We start from the raw sequence: 21,931 nt of genomic DNA, 5'->3' as shown, positions 1-21,931 counted from the left end.
CCACCCCCTCACGCGTGCTGCGCGGTCTCACATCATGCGGAACCGGGCGGCGTTGCCCTTGTCGGTGTCCTGGTAGCCCATGACCGACTCGTCGAGGAGCTGGGCGATGCGCGCCAGGTCCTGGTTCATGCCGGCCATGTCGCGGGTCAGGCGGTCCTGGCTCTCGCGGTAGGCGACCTTCGCCTCACCCTCCCAGTTGGAGGCGACGCGGTTCACCTCGGCCATGAGGTCGTCGAGCTTCTGGGTGAGCGTGCTGGAGGTGAGGCGGGTGTCGGCCGCCGCCTGCGTCACGGTGTCGTAATTGACCGCAGTGGTCATGATGATGACTCCTGAAGTTTGAGTGGCGCGGAGGACTGGTCGGGTCGGACGGCTCAGACGCCGAGGATGGCGCTCTGCCCGCCGGAGCTGTCCATGGTGCGGAAGGACCGGAGGCGGTCCTCCTCCTCCTGCGTGAACCCGTCGGCGCTCATGCGCATGATCTCCTCGAGCTTGGTGAGCTCGGCGCGCATGCTGCGCAGACGCATGTTCAGGTCGTTCTGGACCCGGTCGTACTCCTTGCTCGCAGCGCCCTGCCAGCCCGCCTGGACGCGGTCCACCACGCCGTTGAGGGAGGTGATGCGGGACTGGAGCTCGTCGGAGAAGTCCTGGATCCGGCCGGCGAGCTTGACTTGTTCGGCACTGGTTACGTTCAGGTCTTTCGACATCTTGCCCCTTCTTCCTTCGGCGGCGTCGACGGCTGGGCCGTCGGGCCGTCCGGTCGTGATGCGGACGGGAATCTTCTGATGCCGCCCCCGTGCTGGGATCGCACTGCCGTGCGCCCAGCGGTCACTTTATCCATTGACGGCGGCAGTTCCAACTGCAAAGGAGGGTCCGGATACTTGACCGGTACGCGGGTCAACGGGCCCCCCTCCGGCGGTGGGTGTCGCGGATCACGGTGGCGGTTCCGGCGACCACGGCCACCAGGACGACACCGATCCCCAACGCGTAGGTGGCGAGCCGTTCCGAGCGCTCCTGAGGCGTCTCCGACAGCGCCAGACGGGCCGGCTCAGGGGCCGGCGGCTTGGGCGGCCCCGGATCGGGCGTGGGCGAGGAGGGCGGCGTGCCGGGGGTGTCGGCGAGCGCCCGCACCGGGTCGACCACGCCCCAGCCGACGTGGTTGTCGCGTCCGTTGACGGAGCGGACCGCGGTCTGCTGGATGCGGGTGACGATCTGCGCGACCGTCCACTCCGGGTACTTGGCGCGGAGCAGGGCGGCGACTCCGGCGACGTAGGGGGCGGAGAAGCTGGTGCCGTTGTCGACGCACTGGCCGCCGCCGGGGACGGTGGAGACGATGTCGACGCCGGGCGCCGCGACGCCCACGAAGGTGCCGGACTGGGAGAACGCGGCGCGCTCGTTGTTGCGGTCGGAGGAGGCGACGGCGAGGACGCCGGGGAAGGCCGCCGGGTAGGTGTTCTTGAGCTTGCCGTCCATGCCGTCGTTGCCGGCGGAGGCGACGACGACGACGCCCGCCTTGATCGCGCGGGCGATCGCGAGGCCCATGGGCGAATCGGCCTTGAGGGCCTGGGTGGTGTCCTGCGAGATGTTGATGACGTCCGCGCGCTTGGCCACGGCGTGGTCGATGGCGAGGGCCATCGTGTCGGACTTGCCGCTGTTCTTCTCGTCGTTCTGCCGGATCGGGATGATCGTCGCCTCGGGAGCGATGCCGACGAAGCCGGTGCCATTGCGGGGGCGGGCGGCGATGATGCCGGCGACCTTGGTGCCGTGGCCGACGTCGTCGACGGTGCCGTCGGTCTTGCCGCGCTTCTCGTCGCCGAAGCCGGGGTTCTTCTTGTCGGGCTTCAGGTAGTCCTTGCCGGCCTTGGCGTCGACGGCGTCCCGCAGCTGCTGGTTGACGTCGTCGACTCCGGTGTCGATGACGGCGACCCGGACGCCCTTGCCCTTGGTGTCCTGCCACAGCTCGTCCAGGAGGACCCGCTGGAGCGGCCAGGGGGTGCCCTCGATCTGCTTCTTCATCGGGAAGGTGCACTCGCCGCTGCCGTCGAGGGCCGGTCCGTCCTGGCGGGGCGCGGCGGCCGCCGCGGGCGCCGCGAGGAGGGCGGTGAGGGTGCCAGCGGCGAGCAGGGCGGCCGCGCGGTGGGCCGCAGGGCGGTACGCGGCCGTGCGGTACGTCGTCGTCACCGGTGCCACCCCCTAGGAACCCTGCGGCTGACGCGCGCTGTTGGTGTCGAGCCGGGGACCCTTCGACAGGAACTCCGACCATTCGATCGGGACGCGGGCCGGCATGACCTTCTCGTAGCCGAGACGCTTCTGGGCGTCGCTGGGTTCCGGGCGTTCGTCGGTGGGCTGCTCCTTGTCGCCCGCGCCGATCTCGGAGCGGGCGGAGTCGCTGTCGCCGTTGGCCTGGACGGCGTAGCGCAGGCCGGTGTCGGTGACGAGGAACAGCGAGCCGTCGGGCGTCTGCTGGCCGCTGCCCTGGGTCTGCGTGTAGAGCAGGCCGGTGCCCGGGGTGACGTACGTGCTGGTGCCACCGGCGGTGATGTCGGCGGGGTACTCGGCGCCGGCCCACGTGGTGAGGGTCGTCCCGCCCTTCTCGTCGACGCCGGTGAGGACGCTGCATACGGTGTCGCGGGCGCCCGCGCCGGTGGCGGCGTTGACCGTCTTGGACTGCAGCCGCGGCCAGCGCGCGGCGGCGTGGAAGACGGTGGAGTCCGGGACGAAGGAGGAGGCGTCGACGGTGGTCGCACGGCCGTCCATGTCGAGGACGTTGGTCTGCCGGGAGCTGATGAGCAGCCAGGCGGTGAACGAGGTGACCGGCTGGACCTTTCCGGCGAGGACGACGTAGTGCTGGGGTCCGGAGCCGGTCTGGGCGAGGAGGACCATGCCGATCCGGCTCTCCGTCGCGTTCAGAGTGCTGCCGGGAACCTCGGTGGGGGCACCGACCTCTCCGTCGATGTGCGGGAAGTCCACCTCGTCACCGGTCTTCAGGGTGGCGAGCCAGTCGTCGGTGACGGCCTGCGGCTCCTTGGCGGGTCCGACGAGGGCGGTGAGCAGTCCGACGGAGTCGGCCTTCAGCGGGTACTTGGTGCCCGTGTGGTCCACGAGGAACTGGGCGGCGCCCTTCTGTCCCTTGACGTAGAGGACCTCGCCGTCCTTGAGCCGGCCGGCTCCCTCGGTGCGCGCGAGGTCCCGCTCGGCGAAGAGGAAGGTCGCCTTCTGGACGCCGGCGCCCGCACCGCCGCCGGGCTGCTCGCAGACCGCCCAGCGCTTGGGCTTGCCGGCCTCGTCGGCCGTGGGCAGTCGGTCGGGGGCGTACGGGATGCCGAGGATCGGACCGCGCGGCGGCTTGCCCTTGTCGAGCTCCTTGTCCGCGACCTGCACGACCTGGAACTGGTCGGGGTTGAGGAGGAGGCGCGCGGAGGCGAGGTTGAGGACGGGGTGGAGCAGGGTCTTCTTGTCCTTGCCCTTGCCGGTCTCCAGGACCACGTACCGGGTCGTCGACTGCTTGCCGACGATCACCCGGGTGCCGGGAACGTCCCAGCCCTTGGGGGCCTGGGGGCTGAACATGCCCCAGGCGCCGAAGCCGGCGACGACGAGCGCGGCGACGATCAGTCCGGGGACGATCGCGCGCAGCGGCCTCGGTGCCCCCTCCTCCGTGCCGGAGGGCGAGGGTTGGAGGAATGCCGCCACCGTGCGCTTCTTCGCAAAGGTGTACGCGTTGAGCTCGTCCCGCCGCGATGCCATGAGTCCCCATTCTCGTCAGGCGCGATCTTCGCGCGGGAGCCGGGGAGTGGCACCCGGGCCCCGGCCGTCGGACCGGCCCCCTACTATGCCTGCTGTCCCGTGGTGTTCGTGGGGCGGGTAGGGTGATCCGGCCGCCAAAGCCCTGGCAGGCCAGGGTGATCGGGACGAATTGAGGGGGATTCTCCATCATGGCTTCCGCGACGCGGACGCGGCCCGCAGCGGCCACCGCCTCCGAACCCCCGTCCACGGGACCCGTCTCCTCGGTCTCACCGAGGCTTCAGGCACGTCCGGGACACTTCGGTTCGTTCCGATTGCAACAGCTCGTACTGATCGAGGTGGCGGCGGCCCTGCTCGCGGTCGCCTGGGTCGTCGATCCGATGCTGCTGGTGCCCGCGGGCGTGGTCGCCGTGGTGCTCCTGCTCCTCGCGGTCGTACGACGGCACCGGCGCTCGCTGCCCGAGTGGCTCGGCACCTTCCTCGCGCTGCGGGCCCGCGGCCGCCGGGCGTCGTCGTTCACGGTGCCGGAGGGCACGGAGCCGGGATTCGCCCCGGTCGTGGAGTGCGACCCGGCGCTGCGGACGTACGCCTACAGCGACCGGGACCGTCGGCCGGTCGGCATGGTCGGAGACGGCACCTTCCTGACCGCCGTCCTGCGGGTCGAGTCGGACGGCACGGCGCTGCGTCCCGACCGGGCGTCGCGACCGCTGCCCGTGGGGCTCGTCCGGGACGTGCTGAGCGTGGACGGCATCCGGCTGGAGTCGGCGCAGATCGTGCAGCACACCCAGCCGGCGCCCGCGCCGCACCTGCCCGCGCAGTCGATGGCCGCGCGCAACTACGGGCCGCTGCAGGCGCAGACGGGTTCGCCCGCGGTACGGATCACCTGGATCGCGCTCAAGCTCGACCCCGAGCTGTGCCCTGAGGCGGTCGCCGCGCGCGGCGGCGGCCTGGCGGGTGCGCAGAAGTGCGTGGTCCGGGCGGCGGACCAGCTGGCGAGCCGGCTGGCGGGCGCCGGTTTCCGGGCGAGCGTCCTGACGGAGCAGGAACTGACCTCGGCGATCGCCACCTCCACCTGCGCGAGCCCGATGGCGATAGCGCAGGCGGGCCGGGGACAGGCGCAGGGGCGGCGGACGCAGGAGACCGCCAGGACCTGGCGGGTCGACGACCGGCGGCACACGACGTACTGGGTGGGGCGCTGGCCCCAACTGGGCGGCCAGGGCGGCTCGGGGGCCTCGATGCCTCAGCTGGTGGCCCTGCTGACGTCGCTGCCCGCGCTCGCGACGACGTTCAGCCTGACGCTGAGCGGTGGGGACCGGCAGGAGGTGACGGTGACCGGACACGTACGGATCACCGGACGGAGCGACGAGGAACTGGTGACCGCGCGGCACGAACTGGAGCGTGCGGCACGCGGGGTGAGGACGGGCCTGGTGCGACTCGACAGGGAACAGGTGCCCGGCATCCTCGCGACGCTTCCGCTGGGGGGTGCGCGCTGATGTCCTCCTCCGCTTCCTCTTCGTCCTTCGGTACGCCGGCCCGTTCCGGCAGGCCGGCCTCGCGCGGTACGGATCCGCGGGGTTCTCGGGGCAGCGATGCCCGGGGTACGGGGCGGGGCGCGCGGCCCCGGTTCGGTTTCGGGCTCGTCGGCCCGCGCCGCGACCGGCACTCCGTGCCCCTCGACCAGCTCGACGCGCTGGCCCTGCCGGTCGGCGACGACGGCATGGTGATCGGCGTCGACGCCGAGAGCCGCCCGGCCGTGCTCGGCATCAACCGGCCCGTCCCGTACGACATCACCCTCATCGGCGGGCTGTGGACCGCGCAGGTGCTCGCGCTGCGGGCGGCCGCGACCGGCGCCCGGGTGGCGGTCGAGACCGGCCGCGCGCAGGCGTGGACGGCGCTCGCGCAGGCCGCGGGCGGCGGACAGCCGTGCATCTCGCTGCACGACGTGGGGCGGGTGCCGCCGCAGGGCGCGTCCGCGGGCAGTCCGGTGGTCGTGGTGCGCGACTGCGGCATGCGGCCGCCGCGCGGCCGGGTCGTGTCGGCGCCCTGGCAGTCGGTGCTGACGCTGCTGCCCTATCTGAGCCCGGTGGCGCCCCGGCTCCTGGAGAAGTCCTCGCTCGTCGGCGTCCAGCGGGTCTCCCCCGACGAGGCCGCGCAGATCGGCCGCATCATGAGCCTGCCGCGCCACGAGTACGAGGCGCTGTCCACGCTCGCGGACGGGGTGACCCTCTGGTGCACGCCGGGCGACCGGCAGTTCGTGATGACGCAGGCGACGGACGCCGAGACCGGATTGTTGGGCGGCGCGCGCCGGATGGACTGAGCGGCGACGGAACGGCGCGAAGTCGCTCACGTACGTCCGCTTTTGCAATGTTTTGAACGGCGGGGGTTTTCACTCTGTGGCGCGGTCAGGTCACTTGGGCCCCTGACCCGTTCACGGGGAGGGGCGCGGAGGGGCCTTCGGGCCTGCCCGGGGGTTGCCCGCGCCGATTAGGGTGGAAGGGCCCCGCCCCACCACGGCACAAGGGTGCTCGACCACACCAGGAGGCAAAGTGAACGGCGATCGCGACGAGATCCACGGGGGTTGGAATCCGCCCGCCGACGATCAGTCCGACGCGGATCCCGCCGAGATGACGGGTGAGTTCACCATCGACTACACCCCGCCCGCCTGGTACACGCAGAACGCGTCGGGCGGTGCGGGGGCGGGCGGTGCCACTCCCCCGCCGCCGAGCGGAACGCCGCTCCCCGTACCGGGCCTCCCGGCGGGCAGCGGCTTCGAGCCGAGCTGGAACGCGGGGGCTCCGCCGGCGGGGACGGGCGAGGTCGCCGTGCCTCCCGCGGCGCCGGCTGCGCCGGTTTCTCCCGTGGCTCCTGTGGCTCCCTCGGCTCCGGTTGCTCCCGTGGCCCCTGCGGCTCCGGTTGCTTCCGTCGGTACGACTCCGCCGGGTGCGGAGGTGCCTCCGCTGCCGGGCGCTTCGGTGCCCGCTCCGGCCGCCGTGCCGGAGGCCTCCGCCTCCGGGGCCTCCTTCGGCGGTGGGGACATCGAGAGCGGCGCGACCATGCGCTTCTCCCCCGCCGCACTCCAGCAGGAGATCGCGGAGCGTGCGGCGGAGGCGGAGGCGACGCCCGATACCGCGACGCCCGATGCCACGACGGGCGAGACGGACACGACTGACGCGACCGACGCCGGTCAGGCGCCCGCCTCGGGTGCGGACCGTCAGGACGGTGACGCGACTCCGGTCGCCGACGCCGACGGTTGCGACGCCGACGGCTCCTCCACGGCAGACGCCGCCGACGCCGCCGACGGCAGCGCGTCGGCGCGGACCGAGCCCGCCGCGGAAGCGGCCGCGACGGCCGATGTGACCGGGCCCGGTGCGGAGAGCACCGGGGACACGGAGGCCGCCGAAGGCGCCGAAGGGGAGTCACAGGCGGTCGCCGGCGCCCCGGTTGCCGCCGAGGCTCCCGCCGAGCCCGCGGCCCCCGAGGTCCACCCGGCCGCCGCCGCGCCCGCGGCACCCGCCGCCGCCTACCCGCACCCCGACGCGCCGCCGCAGAGCTTCGGCCCCGGCGCCGCTCCCGGGCCCCTCCCCGCCGCCGGTCCGCAGTCCGGTGCGGGGACCGGGCTGCCGCCGCTGCCGCCGTCCTTCCAGCCGGCCGCGCCCGCACCCGCCCAGCAGTGGCCCGCGCAGCAGGCCCAGGGTGCCCAGCCGGCGCCCCAGGCCGCGCCGTTGCCGCCCGCCGCCGCCTGGCCCCCGCCCGAAACCGCCGCCGCGCCCGGCCCCGTACCGCCGCAGGCCCAGCCGTACCCCCAGCCCCAGCCTCAGGCCCAGACACCCGGCTCCTACGGCTACCCGCAGGCTCCTCAAGCTCCGCAGGCCCCTCAGGCGCCCGCTCCCGGCCCGCAGGGCGGCTACGGCTACCCGCAGTCCGGGACGCCTCCGCAGCAGGGCGGTTACGGCTACCCGCAGCAGCCGGGTGTCCCCGGTGGCGTGCCTCCGCAGGCCCAGGTGCCGGGCGGCGGGTACGGCTACCCGCACCCCGCCGCCGTGCCCCCGCAGGCCTCCGCACCGCAGCCGCCGCAGGACCCGCATCAGCCGGTCGACCCGCGGACCGGTGCCGCGTGGCCCTCGCCCGTGACGCACGACCAGCGCGAGCGTTCCGTGCCGGGCGCCCCGCTCGGGTACAACGCGGCCGTCGAGCTGTCCTCCGACCGGCTGCTGCGGAACAACAAGCAGAAGCCGAAGTCCAGCCGGACGCCCGGTGGCGCGGCGCGTTTCAAGCTGGGCGGGAAGAAGGAGGAGGCGGAGCGGCAGCGCAAGCTGGAGCTGATCCGCACGCCGGTCCTCTCCTGCTACCGGATCGCGGTCATCTCGCTCAAGGGCGGTGTCGGCAAGACCACGACGACCACCGCGCTCGGCGCGACCCTGGCGACCGAGCGGCAGGACAAGATCCTGGCGATCGACGCCAACCCGGACGCCGGCACGCTGGGCCGCCGGGTGCGGCGCGAGACCGGGGCGACCATCCGCGACCTGGTGCAGGCGATCCCGTACCTCCACTCGTACATGGACATCCGCCGGTTCACCTCGCAGGCGCCCTCAGGTCTGGAGATCCTCGCCAACGACGTGGACCCGGCGGTCTCGACGACCTTCAACGACGAGGACTACCGGCGCGCGATCGACGTCCTCGGCAAGCAGTACCCGATCATCCTCACGGACTCGGGCACCGGCCTGCTGTACAGCGCGATGCGCGGGGTGCTCGACCTCGCCGATCAGCTGATCATCATCTCCACGCCCTCCGTGGACGGCGCCTCCAGCGCCTCGACGACGCTGGACTGGCTCTCCGCGCACGGCTACGCGGATCTGGTGCAGCGCTCCATCACGGTCATCTCGGGGGTCCGCGAGACCGGCAAGATGATCAAGGTCGAGGACATCGTCCAGCACTTCCAGACCCGCTGCCGCGGTGTCGTGGTCGTGCCCTTCGACGAGCACCTGTCGGCCGGCGCCGAGGTGGACCTCGACATGATGCGGCCGAAGACCCGGGAGGCGTACTTCCACCTCTCGGCGATGGTGGCCGAGGACTTCGTACGGGCGCAGCAGGCGCAGGGGCTCTGGACGGGTGACGGCCAGGGCGCGCTGCCTCCGCACATGGCCCCGCCCATGCCGGGCGGCCCGCAGATGCCGGGACAGCCGATGCCGGGCGGGCAGCCGATGCCCGGACAGCCCATGCCCGGTGGTCAGCCCATGCCCGGGCAGCCGGTGCACGGCCAGCCGATGCCGGGGCAGCCCGTACCGGGGCAGTTCGCGCCGGGGCAGTTCGCGCCCGGACAGCCCGTACCCGGACAGCCGTACGGGGCGCAGCCCGCCGCCGGGCAGCCGTACCCGCCGCAGCAGCCCTACGGACAGCCACCGGCTCCCGGGCAGCCGTACGGAGCACAGCCCGCGCCCGGACAGCCGTACGGAGCACCGCCCGCGCAGGGACAGCCGGTGCAGGGTCAGTCGATGCCCGGACAGCCCATGCCCGGTGGTCAGCCCTACGGTGCGCAGCCCGCGCCGGGTCAGCCGTACGGAGCACAGCCCGCGCCCGGACAGCCGTACGGGACGCCCCCCGGCCGGCCCGGGATGCCCCAGGGCTGGCAGCAGCCGCAGCCCGGTCAGCCGCTGCCCCCGCAGACGGATCCGCAGGACCACGGCTCCGGGTTCGGCCAGGGACCCGGTCAGGGCCACGATCAGGGACAGGCCCAGGTCCCGCCGCCCGAGTGGCATGCCGAGCAGCCTCCGCAGGCTCCGCCAGCCCCTCAGCAGTAAGGCGTCACAGGAGTAGACCAATGAGGCCCCGTACCGGTACCCCGGTACGGGGCCTCTTGGCATTCCCGCAGCCCACAAGGGGTTTGACGGATCGTTGACGACGGCAGACCACCGCTGATAAACCTTCGCTTCACCCATCGTCAGCCCAAGATCCACGACAGATCCCCCGACGCGAGGTCACGTCCCATGGTCATGGTCACGAAGGCTCCACCCCGTCCCGCCCCCGCCGCCCACAGAGCACTCCGCCTGCTGCTCGCCTCCGGTGTCACCGCCGTCTCGCTCGTGGCCGCCCCCGGGACCGCCGCCGCTGAGGACGACAAGTCCGCCGCCCCGAAGACGCTCACCGTCGCCGTGTCGCAGAGCATCGACTCGTTGAGCCCGTTCCTCGCGCAGAAGCTCACCTCGACCAGCATCCACCGGCTGGCGTACGAGTACCTCACCAACTACGACGCGAAGGACGCCCGCCCGATCCCGGGCCTGGCGACCGCGTGGACCCCCTCGCCGGACAAGCTGACCTGGACGTACACGATCCGCGAGGACTCGACCTGGTCCGACGGGAAGCAGGCCACCGCGGAGGACGCGGCCTGGACCTTCAACAAGATGATGACCGACCCGAACGCCGCCACCGCCAACGGCAGCTTCACGGCCAACTTCGCGAAGGTCACCGCTCCCGACCCGCGGACGCTCGTCATCCAGCTGAAGAAGCCGCAGGCGACGATGGCGGCGCTCGACGTGCCGATCGTGCCGAAGCACGTCTGGGAGAAGGTCGGCGACTTCTCGAAGTTCAACAACGACAAGCAGTTCCCCATCGTGGGCAACGGCCCGTTCGTCATCACGGACTACAAGGTCGACCAGTACATCAAGCTCAAGCCGAACAAGACGTTCTGGCGGGGCGCGCCGAAGTTCGACGAGCTGGTCTTCAAGTACTACAAGGACGGGGACGCCGCCGTCGCCGCCCTCCAGAAGGGCGAGGTGTCCTTCGTACCGAACCTGACGCCCGCCCAGGCCGACGCCCTCAAGACGCAGAAGAACATCAAGGTCAACGACGCGCCCGGCCGCCGCTTCTACGCCCTCGCCACCAACCCGGGCGCGAAGGCGCAGGACGGCAAGACCTTCGGCAACGGGCACAAGGCACTGCTCGACCCGGCCGTGCGCAAGGCCCTCTTCCTCGCGGTCGACCGGACGGCCCTGGTCGACAAGGTCTTCCAGGGCCACGCCGTCGAGGGCGAGGGCTACATCCCGCCGCGCTTCGGCTCGTACTTCTGGAAGCCGGCGGACGGACAGAAGCGGGCGTACGACCCCGCCGCGGCGGAGAAGGTCCTCGACGCGGCCGGGTACCGGAAGAACGCCGAGGGGAAGCGCGTCGGCAAGGACGGGAAGCCGCTGGACTTCCGGATCCTCTGCCACGCCACCGACCCGAACGACAAGGCGGTCGGCAAGTACCTCACGGAGTGGTGGGGCAAGCTCGGCATCGGTCTGAAGGTCGAATGCCTCGACAGCGTCTCTGACCCGTGGGTCAAGGGCGACTACGACCTCGCCTTCGACGGCTGGTCCGTGAACCCCGACCCGGACTACGTCCTCTCCATCCACACCTGCGGGACGCTCCCGGCCACCCCGAAGGACACCGGCGCCACCGACAACTTCATCTGCGACAAGGAGTTCGACGGGCTCTACGCGCGGCAGGCGGTGGAGTACGACGCCGCCAAGCGGGCGGATCTGGTGAAGCGGATGCAGTCCCGGCTGTACGACACGGGGTACATGAACATCATGGCCTACCCGAACGCCCTGGAGGCGTACCGCACGGACCAGATCGCGTCCATCACGACCATGCCGGAGGCCGCCGGCAACCTGTGGGGACAGGACGGCTACTGGAGCTGGTGGTCGGCCGTGCCCACGGCCTCGGCCGCCGGGGAGAAGGAGAGCTCCTCCTCGGCCGGTCTCTGGCTCGTCGTCGGCCCCGCCGCGATCGTGCTCCTCGGCGTGGGCCTCTGGGCCGCCCGCCGCCGCCGCTCCACCGCCGACGACCGCGAGTAGGAACGTGACGACGGCAAGCACTCCCGCCGACGTGGCGCGGGCCGAGAAGGCCCGCGTCACGGACGGCGCACCCCGCACCGGTTCCTCCCTCGGCTATCTCCGCCACGCGGCGGGGAAGCTGGGCGGCGCGCTCGTCTCGCTGTTCGCCGTTCTCGTCACCAGCTTCTTCCTCTTCCGGATCATCCCCGGTGACCCGGTGAAGGCGATGACGCACGGCGTGCCCACCTCCGCCGAACAACTCGCGACGCTCCGGCGTCAGTTCGGCCTCGACCTGCCGCTGTGGCAGCAGTTCACCGACTACTGCGCCAAGGCGCTGAGCGGTGACCTCGGCACCTCGTTCCAGTTCCGTGCCCCGGTCGGGGAGCTGATCGCGGAGAAGCTGCCCGCGACCCTGCTGCTCACCGGGGTCGCCGTGGTGATCTACTCGGCGCTCGGGCTCTGGCTCGGTACCCGCTCGGCCTGGCGCCACGGAGGTCTCGGCGACAGACTGAACACCGGCCTCGCGCTGACCCTGTGGTCGGTGCCGTCGTTCTGGCTCGGACTGCTGCTGATCATCGTGTTCTCCGTGGGCATGGGGCCGATCCCCGGGCTCTTCCCGACCGGCGGCATGGAGTCGGGCACGGGCGAGACGGGACTCGCGTACGTCCTCGACGTGGCCCACCACCTGGTGCTGCCCGTCGTCACGCTCGTGGCCGTCGGATACGCCCAGACCCTGCTCGTGATGCGCTCCTCGCTCCTCGACGAGATGGGGGGCGACTACCTGACGACGGCGCGGGCGAAGGGCCTGCGCGACGACGCGGTGCGCCGTCGGCACGCCGTACCGAACGCGCTCCTGCCGACCGTCACGATGATCTTCATCAATCTGGGCCATGTGGCAGCCGGTTCGATCCTGGTGGAGACGGTGTTCTCCTGGCCGGGGCTCGGCGGGCTGTTCTACCAGGCGCTCAGCGTGCCCGACCTGCCCCTGGTCCAGGGCCTCTTCGTGGTCTTCGCCGGAGCGATGATCCTGATGAACCTGATCGCCGACCTGCTCTATCCGCTGCTCGACCCCCGGGTGGGCCGATGACCTCCACGAAACCGACGCCCGCGTCGGCGTCGTCACTGACCTGGGAACGCCGCCGGAGCACGGTGGCCCGCTTCTGGAAGGCGTACCGCACGCACCGCGCCGGGCTCTTCGGCCTCGCCGCGCTGGCCCTGATCGCCCTGCTCGCCCTCACCGCCCCGCTGCTCGTCGGCGCCGACGTGCAGTCGGTGACGCAGGCCCCCGGCACGGCCCTGGAGTCGCCGAGCGCCGAATTCCCTCTCGGAACCGACCAGTTCGGGCGCTCGCTGCTCGGCCTGCTGATCTGGGGGGCGCGGATCTCGCTGATCGTCGGGCTGCTCGCGGCGGCCCTCTCGGTCGCCATCGGCACCCTCGTGGGCATCATCGCCGGGCACTACGGCGGCTGGTTCTCGACCGTCGTCATGCGGATCACCGACTGGTTCCTGGTGATGCCCACCCTGGTCCTGGCGATCGTGCTCGCCACCGTCATGTCCCGGTCGATGTGGACGGTGGTCCTGGCGATCGGCGTGACGTCCTGGCCGACCACCGCCCGTCTGGTCCGGGCCCAGACCATCGCGGTCGAGTCCCGCCCGTACATCGAACGGGCGACGGCGCTCGGCGGCGGCCACCGGCACGTCATGAGCCGGCACGTGCTGCCCAACGTGATGCCGCTGGTCCTCGCGCAGACGACGCTCGGCATCTCCACCGCCATCCTCACCGAGGCGACCCTCGCCTTCCTCGGGCTCGGAGATCCGACGGTCGTCTCCTGGGGCGGGATGCTCCAGGACGCCCGCGAGGCGGGTGCGGTCTCCTCCGGGCACTGGTGGTACCTGGCCCCGCCGGGCATCGCCATCGCTCTGGTCGCCCTCGCCTTCACGCTCTGCGGCCGGGCCGTCGAGTCCGTGCTCAACCCGAAGCTGGGGGTGGGTCGATGAACACGACGCATGCGCGGAGCCTCCTGGAGGTACGCGGTCTGCGCGTGACGTACGGGTCGGGCGCGAGCGCCGTGCCCGCCGTGCGCGGGGTCGACCTGACCCTGGAGGCGGGCAGCAAGCTCGGCGTGGCGGGCGAGTCCGGCTGCGGCAAGTCCACGCTGGCGCTCGCGCTGCTGCGGCTGCTTCCGGCCTCGGCGCGGATAGAGGGCCGGATCCTGCTCGACGGCGACGACGTCCTCGCCATGCGGTGGGGACAGCTCCGGGCCGTGCGCTGGGCGGGTGCCTCGATCGTCTTCCAGGGCGCGATGCACTCGCTCAACGCGGTGCACCGGATCGGGGACCAGATCGCCGAGCCGCTGCTCGTCCACGGCCGCGCGACCCCCGCGGCGGCCCGCCGGCGCACCGGGGAGCTGCTCGAACACGTCGGCCTGCCCGCCGCGCGGGCGGCCGCCTACCCGCACGAGCTGTCCGGCGGGCAGCGGCAGCGGGTGATGATCGCGATGGCCCTCGCCTGCGATCCCCGGCTGATCGTCGCGGACGAGCCGACGACGGCGCTCGACGTGATGATCCAGGCGCAGATCCTGCGGCTGATCGAGCGGCTCGTCGCCGAGCAGTCCATCAGTCTCCTGATGATCAGCCACGACCTCGCGGTCCTCGCCGACACCTGCGACCGGCTCGCCGTGATGTACGCGGGCCGGGTCGTCGAGGAGGGGCCGGCGCGAGCGGTGTACGGGGCCGCCGTGCACCCCTACGGGCGGGCGCTCTCCTCGGCGTTCCCGCGCGTCGGGGACCTCGCGTCCCGGCGGGCGCCGCGGGGACTACCGGGCGACCCGCCGGATCCGGCGGACCTGCCCGGAGGCTGCACCTTCCGTCCGCGCTGCGCGGTGGCGATCGACGCCTGCGGGGAGCACGACCAGGAACTGCGGGAGGCGCGTGCGGGTCACCGGGCCGCCTGCGTGCACGTGGGGAGTACGTCATGAGTACGGAGACGACGACGGGGCCGCTGCTGTCGGCGCGCGGGCTGCACGTCACCTTCCCCGGGCGGCGGGGCGCGGCCACCGCGCGCGCGGTCGACGGGGTGGACCTCGACATCGGCGCGGGCGAGATCGTGGCGCTCGTCGGGGAGTCGGGCTGCGGCAAGACGACGCTCGCGCGCTCGCTGCTCGGCCTGGTCAGACCCACGTCGGGCACGGTCGCCTTCGACGGGCAGCCGCTCGGGTACTCCTCCGGGGCCCTCAAGGCCTACCGGAAGCGGGCGCAGCTGGTCCTCCAGGACCCGAGCGGTTCGCTGAACCCCCGGCACACCGTGTACGACGCGGTGGCGGAGGGACTGCGGATCCACGGGGTCCACCGAACGGGGACCGACGAGCGGGAGGCCGTCGCCGGGGCCCTCGCGCGGGCCGGACTGCGGCCCCCCGAGCGCTTCTTCCTGCGCTATCCGCACGAGCTGTCCGGCGGGCAGCGGCAGCGGGTGGTCATCGCGGGGGCGCTGGTCCTGGAGCCCGAACTCATCGTCGCCGACGAGCCGGTGGCCTCCCTCGACGCGTCCGTTCGGGGCGAGATCCTGGCGCTGCTGCTGCGCCTGCGGGACGAACTCGGCCTGTCCGCGCTGGTGGTGACGCACGACCTGGGGCTCGCGTGGAACATCGCGGACCGGGTGGCGGTGATGTACCTCGGCCGGGTGGTGGAGACCGGCACGGTGGAGTCCGTACTGACCAGCCCCCAACACCCTTACACCCGGGCGCTGTTGTCGGTACTTCCGGAGTCCGGGGGCTCCCCGGTGGTGCTCACCGGGGAGCCCCCGGACCCGTCACGCATCCCGTCCGGGTGCCGCTTCCACGCCCGCTGCCAGGTCCTCGCCTCGGGCGAGGCCGCGGCGGTCGCGGACCGCTGCCGCGGCGAGAACCTGCCGGTTCTCGGCGGCAGCGGGGCCCGGGCGGTGGCCTGCCACTGGGTGACGCGGGAGGCGGTGGTCTGAACCCGTCGGGCTCAGCGCGCGGCGGGGTGCGCCGGCTTGCCCTCGGGATTCGCCGGCTTGCCCTCCGGCTTCGCGGGGTTGCCCTCCGGCTTCGACGGCTTTCCGGCGGGCTTCGCCGCCCCGTCCGCGGGCGGCGCCGCCTTCGGCATCACCTCGCAGGAGCTGATGGACGTCCGGGTGGACACCGACTTCACGGTGCAGGTGTCCGTACCGACGCCGGCGTCCACCGACCCCCAGTGCTCCCCGACGATGAGGAGCGCGCCGTCGGGGCCGCTGATCCTGTCGTCGCCGGGGCCCGACTGGATGAGCCCGCCGGACTCGGGGCCGAGCGCCTTCGCCTCGATGATGTCCGCCTCGCTGCCGCCGAGGACCCGGCCGGAGAAGTCGATCGTCCCGACCTTGATGGTGTCGGCGCCGTCGTTGCCGGTGACGATGCCGCCACCCCGGTTGAACTTGCCGGGGGCGCCCGTGACCGAGCCGGTGGTGATCTTGTCGTCGCCGTCGTCGCCGTGGACGACCGCGCCGCGCGCCGCTCCGTCGCCGGAGACGGTGGCGACCTTGATCACGTCGTTCCCGCGGTTGCCCCGGACCATGCTGGAGGCGTTCTGCGGCACGAGGTGCTTGGCGCGGATGACGTCGTCGCCCTCGCCGCCCATCACGGCCGAGTCGATGACCAGGCCGCGCACCTCGATCATGTCGTTGCCGTCGCCGCCCCACACGGTGACGTTCTCCAGGTCGCTGTCGCAGAAGATGTGGTCGTCACCCTTGGTGCCGCTCACGACGTCGCCGGGCGGGGCGGAGACCCCGTTCACCCAGCACTGGTGCATGGGCACCCGGACCGCGCGCGGCGCGGACGCCTCGGCGGGCGCGCCGGCGAGCGAGGCCGCGGCGGCGCCGGCGAGCAGCGCGGTGATCGCGGCGGGGCCGCGCAGGGCTCGTGGGCGCTTCCGGGAACGGGAGGGTGGCGTGGCGGACATTCTGCTCTCCTCTGCTGGACGGTGCGGTGCGATGGGGGGTGACGTCGGGAGGAACGGCTCGGCGGCCGACGCTCAGGCGGCGGGCGTACGGGCCGGGCGGAACGGCGGCGAGTAGCCCACGATGCGGCGGGTGCCGAGGCTCGGCTCGGGCGAGACCGGGGCGTTCGTCCACCGTCCGAGGCACATCTCGGCGGTGATGCCGGGGCCGAACCCGGCGAGGATGCCCCGCGCGCCCTCGGCCTGCCCGCCCTCCTCGAAGAGCCGGCGGACGGCGTCCAGGACGACGGCGCTGGCGATGTTGCCGTACTCCGTCAGCGTGGCGCGGCTGAAGCGGAAGGCCTCCGGGGGCACTTCCAGGAAGCGGCTCAGGTCGTCGAGGATGCGGGGGCCACCCGCGTGGATGATGTAGAAGTCCAGTTCCCCGGCGTCCCATCCGTGCGCTCCCGCGACCTCGCGGAGCGCGGGGGCCAGCGGCTCCATCGTCCCGGGCACCCGCTTGTCGAGCAGGAAGTGGAATCCGGTGGCGCGGACGCTGTAGGCGATCCAGTCCTCGGTGTCGGGCACGAGGTGGGAGCTGTTGCGCTCCAGACCGATGCCGGTGCCGCCCCGGCCGCGCACCACGGCGGCGGCGACGGCGTCGCCGAACAGGCCGTTGGAGAGCAGCGAGCCGACGCCGAGGTCGGTGGGCTGGTAGCAGAGCGAGCAGAACTCGCAGGCCACGATGAGGACGTTGGCGTCGGGGTACGCGGTGCAGAAGTCGTGCGCGCGGTTGATCGCCGCTCCGCCGGCGGCGCAGCCGAGCTGCGCGATGGGGACCTGGCGGGTGTGGCTGGGGAAGCCCATGGTGTTGATCATCCAGGCGGTGAGCGAGGGCATCATGAAGCCCGTGCACGACACGTAGACGATCATGTCGATGTCCGCGGGACGCAGCGCCGCGTTGTCCAGCGCCTCCCGGACGACCGCCGGGACCCGGGCCTTGGCCTCGGCCTCGTAGCGGATGTTGCGTTCCTCGAATCCCGGGTGCTTCAGGGTCTCCTCGATGGGCTGGACGATGTGCCTCCTGGTCACCCCGGTGTTGCCGATCAGGCGTAGCGCCAGGGCCAGTTGGGGATGCCCCTCATGGTGTGAGCGGGCGAGGTCGAGGGTCTCCTCCATCGTGATCACGTGCTCGGGCACGGACACAGCGGGCTTGCACAAAGTCACCACGACACTCGCTCCTTCGTCTCGTTCGCGTGAACTGCGGCCCACACTCGCCCGGTGATCGCGAGCCCGCAACCGCGAGCGCGACCGGATGGCCACGCAGGGTGATCGGCGGGGTGCTCCGTTCAGGGGGCTGTCGGCGCTCGGCGTATCGCCGCCGTCCGTCGCCGGGAACAGGCACCACATGACCTCCGAGACGACCTCCGAAGCGCCCTCCGCGAGAACGGCGCCCCCCGGTACGGCCCCCGAGCCCCCGGCCGCCCCGCCGCCCGTCCGTGACTGGGCCGTCGACGACCTTCCGGCCCTCACCTTCGACCCGCTGCTCACCGAGCTCCTCGACAAGGAGCCCGTCGCCCGCATCCGGCTGCCGTTCGCCGCGGCCAACGAGGCCTGGCTGGTGACGCGGTACGAGGACGTGCGCGCGGTGACCTCCGACCCCAGGTTCAGCCGGACGGCCCTCCTCGACCGCCAGGTCACGAAGATGACCGGGCACATGGTGGCCTCGAAGGCCGCCCTCAACTACGCCGATCCGCCGTACCACACCCAGCTGCGCAAAGCCGTCACCAAGGCCTTCACCGGGCAGAACACCAAGCGGCTGCGCCCGGCGGCCCAGGCGACCACCGACCGGCTCCTGGACGCGATGGAGGCGGCGGGCCGACCCGCCGACCTGGTGAAGCACCTGCACGGGCCGCTGCCGATGGCGGTGGTGTGCGACCTGCTCGGCATCCCGGAGGAGGACCGCGCGGAGCTGGCCTCCTGGCCCGACCTCATCCTGTCGTCCGGGCCGGGGCCGGAGAGCAGCCGGGCGGCCAAGGCGCAGATCCACGGCTACATCACCCGCCTGCTCGACCGGCGGCTGGCCGAGCCACGGGACGATCTGGCGGGGGTGCTCGCCGAGTCCCTCGCGGACGGCAGGATCGACGTGGACGAGGCCGTCTCGCTGGCCATGGCCGTCCTGATCAGCGGCGCCCACGCGGTGCGGAACAACAGCGCCAACATGGTCTACGTCCTGCTCACCCGTCCGGAGCTCGCGGACCGGCTGCGCGCGGAGCCGGAGCTGATCCCGCAGGCCGTGGACGAGCTGCTGCGCTGGATCCCGCACCGCAACGGCGTGGGGCTGCCCCGGATCGCCACGGAGGACGTCGAGATCGGCGGGGTGCGCATCCGGGCGGGTGAGGCGGTGTACGCCTCCTACCTGGCGGCCAACCGGGATCCGGAGGTCTTCGAGGACCCGCACACCCTCGACTTCGACCGCGAGGGCACCGGGCACGTCTCCTTCGGGCACGGGCCGCACCACTGCATGGGCGCGATGCTCACCCGGATGGAGTCGGAGGTGATGCTGTCGACGCTGCTGAGCCGCTATCCGGGGCTGCGGCTGGCGGACGGCCCCGAGGACGTGGTGTGGCAGTCGAAGGGGCTGATCCGCGGTCCGAAGGAGCTCTTCGTCACCTGGTGAGCGGTACGGGGCGGGCGGGGGCCGGCTCAGGCCCCCGTGTGCTCCCGGTCGTACGCCTCGGTCAGCTCCCGGCAGCGCTTCACGTCGCCCGCCATCGCCAGGAGAAGGTCGTCCAGGGTGTCGAACTTGAGCATCCCGCGCACGTACTCCAGGAAGTCCACGGCCACGTGCAGCCCGTACAGGTCGAGCCCCTCGCGGTCGATGGCGTACGCCTCCACCGTCCGCTCCGTGCCGTCGAACTGCGGGTTCGTGCCGACCGAGATGGCCGCCGGCATCCGCTCGCCCGCGGCCGTCAGCCAGCCCGCGTAGACGCCGTCCGCCGGGATCGCCGTGTGCGGCAGGGTCTCGACGTTGGCCGTCGGGAAGCCGAGCTCGCGGCCGCGCTGCGCGCCGCGGACCACGATGCCCTCGACCCGGTGCGGGCGGCCGAGGACCTCGGCGGCCCCCGCCATGTCGCCCTCGGCGACCAGCCGGCGGGTGAGGGTGGAGGAGAAGGGCTCGCCGCCGCCCGCCTCGCCGCAGACGTACAGGTCGATGACCTCGACCTCGTAGTCGTAGGTGGCGCCCAGCTCGGACAGGTAGGCGACGTTCCCGGCGGCCCGGTGCCCGAAGCGGAAGTTGGGGCCCTCGATGACGGCCTTCGCGTGCAGCTTGTCGACGAGCACCTTGACGATGAAGTCGGCCGGGGACAGCTGGGAGAACTCGGCGGTGAACGGCAGGACGAGCACGGCGTCGACCCCGAGGTCGGCCATCAGCTCGGCGCGCCGGTGGTGCGGGGCGAGCAGCGGCGGATGGCTGCCGGGCCGCACGACCTCGGAGGGGTGCGGGTCGAAGGTCACGACGACGGCCGGCACGCCCAGCTCCCGGGCGCGCTCCACGGCCCGCCCGATGATCAGCTGGTGCCCGCGGTGCACCCCGTCGTAGGAGCCGATGGTGACGACGCTGCGCCCCCAGTCCTGGGGGATGTCCTCCAAGCCACGCCAGCGCTGCACTGTGACCGCTCCTCGTCCGCCTGTTCGCCGATTACGCAGGTCTAAGACTGCCATGCCCACGGCCGTCGGTTCGCATCGGCATGGAAGTGCCGTGGCTCCGCAGCGCCTGGAGTGACTCGGGGCCGAGCAGCGGGACCCAGTCGGCGGGGGCCGCGACCGTCCAGCGGGCGAGCAGCACGGCGAACGCGGGCCGCGCGCGGGCGAGTCCCGCGAGGACCGGGTCGAGCTGCCCCGCGCCTTCCGGTGTACGGGCCCACAGGCCGCCGGCCCGGTGGGTGAGCTCCCTGGTGCGCGGCTCGCTGCGGAGTTCGGCGCCCTCGGCCGCGGCCCTCAGGAGGGCCTCCAGGACGGTGAACTCGCCCGCCTCGGCCTCGTACCGCTCGTGTTCGAGGAGTACGTCGAGCAGTTCGGCCCGCAGATGGCGGGAGGCTCCGGTGCCGGGGGCGGCGAGGACGGGGGCGAGGGCGCGGCGGACCATGGCGGGGCGGCCGCGGATCAGCCCGGTGACCAGGGGGAAGAGCACGGCCCTGGCCGCCGGTCCCTCCTCGAACCGCCGGTCGACGAAGTCGGCGGCGTGTCCCGCGCCCTCGGGGTGGCGGGCCACGTAGTCGCGGACGAGCACGGCGATCCGGCGCGCGAGGGCGGGCGTGTCGACCTCTGCGAGGGCGCGGAGGGCGGCGGCCGGAGCCTCGCCGGTGCCGTGCAGCCGGGCCCGGAAGGCGGCGAGCACCGGCCCGGGATCGGCCGCGAGGGCCTCGGCGAGCGCGTCGGCGGGCACCCGCGGCTCGGCGAGGGCGCGGGGCAGATGCCGGGCCCGGGTGTGCGGGTCGCGGATCAGGAGGCCGAGGGCGGCGCCGTGGAGGGCCTGGTCGCCCGGGCGGGCGAGCAGGGCGAGGGCGGCGTAGCGGAGGAGTTCGCGGTCGGCGGAGGTGGCGGCGCGGCCGGCGACCAGATGTCCGTACGCGGCGGCGGCGACGCGGCGATCCGGGCGCCCGTCGTCGTGGGCCCAGCGGTCGACGGCCCGGCAGAGGGCGGCGGGCTCGTCCTCGGCCAGGGCGGCGAGGAGACCGTCGGCGAGCGGGTGGGCGGTGGCGACGAGCGCCTCGCACAGGTCGTCGACGGCGAGCGCCCGGTGGGTGTGCAGCAGGGCCTGGGCGGCGGTGGCGACGGTCGCGTGCGGGGCGGAGGGGAGGGAGCGGTCGTCGCCGAACCAGCGGCAGAGGAGGGGCTGGACGCCCCGGGGGTCGGCGGCGAGCATCCCGGCGACGGCGTCGAGACCCCGCTCGCCGACGCATTCGGGGCCGGGCGGCGGGTCGGCGGGCACGAGCCGTCGCAGCAGGTCGATCCGCTCGTCCTCACCGAGCGGGAGCCCCAGCCAGAATTCCGGCCCGAACGGGGCGAACACGGCGTGCCGCCCGGGGCGGACCCCGATCAGGTCGGCGAGCAGCCGCAGGGCGGGCAGATACGGCCGGGGGTCGGGCAGCCGCCGCAGGCTCTCCCCGAACAGTCTGGCGGCCCACCAGGGCCCGTCACCGGCGGGCGGTCCTTCGGGGTCCGCGTCCGCGAAGCGGGCGAGGGCCTCGGCGAGTGCGGTGAGGTGAGGGGCGAGGGCCGCCGGGCCGCGTTCGCGGTGGAGCAGCAGGAGTGCCTGGAGCACGGGGCCGATGCGGTGGCGCGGGACGGGCGGGCGGCCGGACGGGAGCGGGTCCTCGGCGGTGCGCTGCCGGGGAACCGGCGCGGAGGGAGGGGCCGAGGGGAAGGCCGGGGGGATGGGGCCGAGC

At 73.1% G+C, this 21,931-nt stretch carries 16 protein-coding genes and 1 pseudogene; 9 read left to right on the top strand and 8 right to left on the bottom strand.

The features are described 5' to 3' along the window. Positions 1-27 precede the first annotated feature (27 nt). From IO20_RS0131310 to eccB, 4 genes are all read right to left on the bottom strand, one after another. Positions 28-318 (bottom strand): WXG100 family type VII secretion target, encoded by a 291-nt coding sequence (locus IO20_RS0131310; protein ID WP_030206635.1) that lies wholly within the window; start codon positions 316-318, stop codon positions 28-30. A 53-nt stretch (positions 319-371) separates the two neighbouring features. Beyond that, a complete protein-coding gene (locus IO20_RS0131305) occupies positions 372-704 on the bottom strand; it encodes a WXG100 family type VII secretion target (RefSeq protein ID WP_030550882.1) in 333 nt (110 codons plus the stop codon). A 190-nt stretch (positions 705-894) separates the two neighbouring features. Next, positions 895-2,178 (bottom strand): type VII secretion-associated serine protease mycosin, encoded by a 1,284-nt coding sequence (mycP, locus tag IO20_RS0131300; RefSeq protein WP_106978600.1) that lies wholly within the window; start codon positions 2,176-2,178, stop codon positions 895-897. A 12-nt stretch (positions 2,179-2,190) separates the two neighbouring features. Next, on the bottom strand, positions 2,191-3,741 hold the full coding sequence (gene eccB / locus IO20_RS0131295; RefSeq protein WP_030550886.1) for a type VII secretion protein EccB: 1,551 nt from the start codon (positions 3,739-3,741) through the stop codon (positions 2,191-2,193). A 188-nt stretch (positions 3,742-3,929) separates the two neighbouring features. Here eccB and eccE point away from each other — a divergent pair, with 188 nt between their 5' ends. The 8 genes from eccE (at position 3,930) to IO20_RS0131255 (ending at position 15,525) form a co-directional block, all read left to right on the top strand. Continuing rightward, on the top strand, positions 3,930-5,231 hold the full coding sequence (eccE, locus tag IO20_RS0131290; protein ID WP_030550888.1) for a type VII secretion protein EccE: 1,302 nt from the start codon (positions 3,930-3,932) through the stop codon (positions 5,229-5,231). Then, on the top strand, positions 5,231-6,055 hold the full coding sequence (locus IO20_RS0131285; RefSeq protein ID WP_030550889.1) for a hypothetical protein: 825 nt from the start codon (positions 5,231-5,233) through the stop codon (positions 6,053-6,055). Before eccE ends, IO20_RS0131285 begins: the two co-directional genes overlap by 1 nt. 229 nt (positions 6,056-6,284) lie before the next feature. After that, positions 6,285-9,536, top strand: coding sequence for an SCO5717 family growth-regulating ATPase (locus tag IO20_RS0131280; RefSeq protein ID WP_030550891.1), 3,252 nt, complete (start codon positions 6,285-6,287; stop codon positions 9,534-9,536). A 192-nt stretch (positions 9,537-9,728) separates the two neighbouring features. Further along, positions 9,729-11,570, top strand: a complete 1,842-nt coding sequence (locus IO20_RS0131275; protein WP_030550893.1) for an ABC transporter substrate-binding protein — start codon at positions 9,729-9,731, stop codon at positions 11,568-11,570. Positions 11,571-11,574: 4 nt separating this feature from the next. Continuing rightward, positions 11,575-12,636: an ABC transporter permease gene (locus IO20_RS0131270; RefSeq protein WP_030550895.1), complete on the top strand. Its 1,062-nt coding sequence runs from the start codon at positions 11,575-11,577 to the stop codon at positions 12,634-12,636. Further along, positions 12,633-13,547, top strand: a complete 915-nt coding sequence (locus IO20_RS0131265) for an ABC transporter permease (RefSeq protein ID WP_030550897.1) — start codon at positions 12,633-12,635, stop codon at positions 13,545-13,547. Before IO20_RS0131270 ends, IO20_RS0131265 begins: the two co-directional genes overlap by 4 nt. Continuing rightward, the gene (locus IO20_RS0131260; RefSeq protein WP_397787694.1) at positions 13,436-14,527 is read left to right on the top strand and encodes an ABC transporter ATP-binding protein; all 1,092 of its coding nucleotides are present in this window, start codon (positions 13,436-13,438) and stop codon (positions 14,525-14,527) included. Before IO20_RS0131265 ends, IO20_RS0131260 begins: the two co-directional genes overlap by 112 nt. Further along, complete coding sequence (locus tag IO20_RS0131255) at positions 14,524-15,525, top strand: ABC transporter ATP-binding protein (RefSeq protein ID WP_030550901.1); 1,002 nt, start codon at positions 14,524-14,526, stop codon at positions 15,523-15,525. Before IO20_RS0131260 ends, IO20_RS0131255 begins: the two co-directional genes overlap by 4 nt. Before the next feature lie 11 nt (positions 15,526-15,536). Here IO20_RS0131255 and IO20_RS0131250 read toward each other — a convergent pair whose 3' ends face one another. Next, positions 15,537-16,502: a hypothetical protein gene (locus IO20_RS0131250; protein WP_030550903.1), complete on the bottom strand. Its 966-nt coding sequence runs from the start codon at positions 16,500-16,502 to the stop codon at positions 15,537-15,539. A gap of 72 nt (positions 16,503-16,574) precedes the next feature. Next, positions 16,575-17,708: a type III polyketide synthase gene (locus tag IO20_RS0131245; protein WP_030550905.1), complete on the bottom strand. Its 1,134-nt coding sequence runs from the start codon at positions 17,706-17,708 to the stop codon at positions 16,575-16,577. A 178-nt stretch (positions 17,709-17,886) separates the two neighbouring features. Between IO20_RS0131245 and IO20_RS0131240 the strand changes: the two genes are divergently transcribed. Then, positions 17,887-19,158: a cytochrome P450 gene (locus tag IO20_RS0131240; RefSeq protein WP_051874511.1), complete on the top strand. Its 1,272-nt coding sequence runs from the start codon at positions 17,887-17,889 to the stop codon at positions 19,156-19,158. 26 nt (positions 19,159-19,184) lie between these two features. Here IO20_RS0131240 and IO20_RS0131235 read toward each other — a convergent pair whose 3' ends face one another. Together IO20_RS0131235 and IO20_RS0131230 are read right to left on the bottom strand one after the other, a co-directional pair. Beyond that, a complete protein-coding gene (locus IO20_RS0131235) occupies positions 19,185-20,150 on the bottom strand; it encodes a bifunctional riboflavin kinase/FAD synthetase (RefSeq protein WP_030550909.1) in 966 nt (321 codons plus the stop codon). A gap of 31 nt (positions 20,151-20,181) precedes the next feature. After that, positions 20,182-21,931: pseudogene (locus tag IO20_RS0131230) on the bottom strand (serine protease); the annotation flags it as partial.

This window comes from Streptomyces exfoliatus (assembly GCF_000725545.1).
Taxonomy (GTDB): Bacteria; Actinomycetota; Actinomycetes; order Streptomycetales; family Streptomycetaceae; genus Streptomyces; species Streptomyces exfoliatus.
This window is presented reverse-complemented; position numbering and strand designations above follow the sequence as displayed.

Bases quoted from the DNA above. Each gene is read 5' to 3' on its own strand.
- IO20_RS0131310 (WP_030206635.1), bottom strand. From the start codon at position 318: ATGACCACTGCGGTCAATTACGACACCGTGACGCAGGCGGCGGCCGAC.
- IO20_RS0131285 (WP_030550889.1), top strand. From the start codon at position 5,231: ATGTCCTCCTCCGCTTCCTCTTCGTCCTTCGGTACGCCGGCCCGTTCC.
- IO20_RS0131255 (WP_030550901.1), top strand. From the start codon at position 14,524: ATGAGTACGGAGACGACGACGGGGCCGCTGCTGTCGGCGCGCGGGCTG.
- IO20_RS0131250 (WP_030550903.1), bottom strand. From the start codon at position 16,502: ATGTCCGCCACGCCACCCTCCCGTTCCCGGAAGCGCCCACGAGCCCTG.
- IO20_RS0131265 (WP_030550897.1), top strand. From the start codon at position 12,633: ATGACCTCCACGAAACCGACGCCCGCGTCGGCGTCGTCACTGACCTGG.
- IO20_RS0131275 (WP_030550893.1), top strand. From the start codon at position 9,729: ATGGTCACGAAGGCTCCACCCCGTCCCGCCCCCGCCGCCCACAGAGCA.
- eccB (WP_030550886.1), bottom strand. From the start codon at position 3,741: ATGGCATCGCGGCGGGACGAGCTCAACGCGTACACCTTTGCGAAGAAG.
- IO20_RS0131240 (WP_051874511.1), top strand. From the start codon at position 17,887: ATGACCTCCGAGACGACCTCCGAAGCGCCCTCCGCGAGAACGGCGCCC.
- eccE (WP_030550888.1), top strand. From the start codon at position 3,930: ATGGCTTCCGCGACGCGGACGCGGCCCGCAGCGGCCACCGCCTCCGAA.
- IO20_RS0131305 (WP_030550882.1), bottom strand. From the start codon at position 704: ATGTCGAAAGACCTGAACGTAACCAGTGCCGAACAAGTCAAGCTCGCC.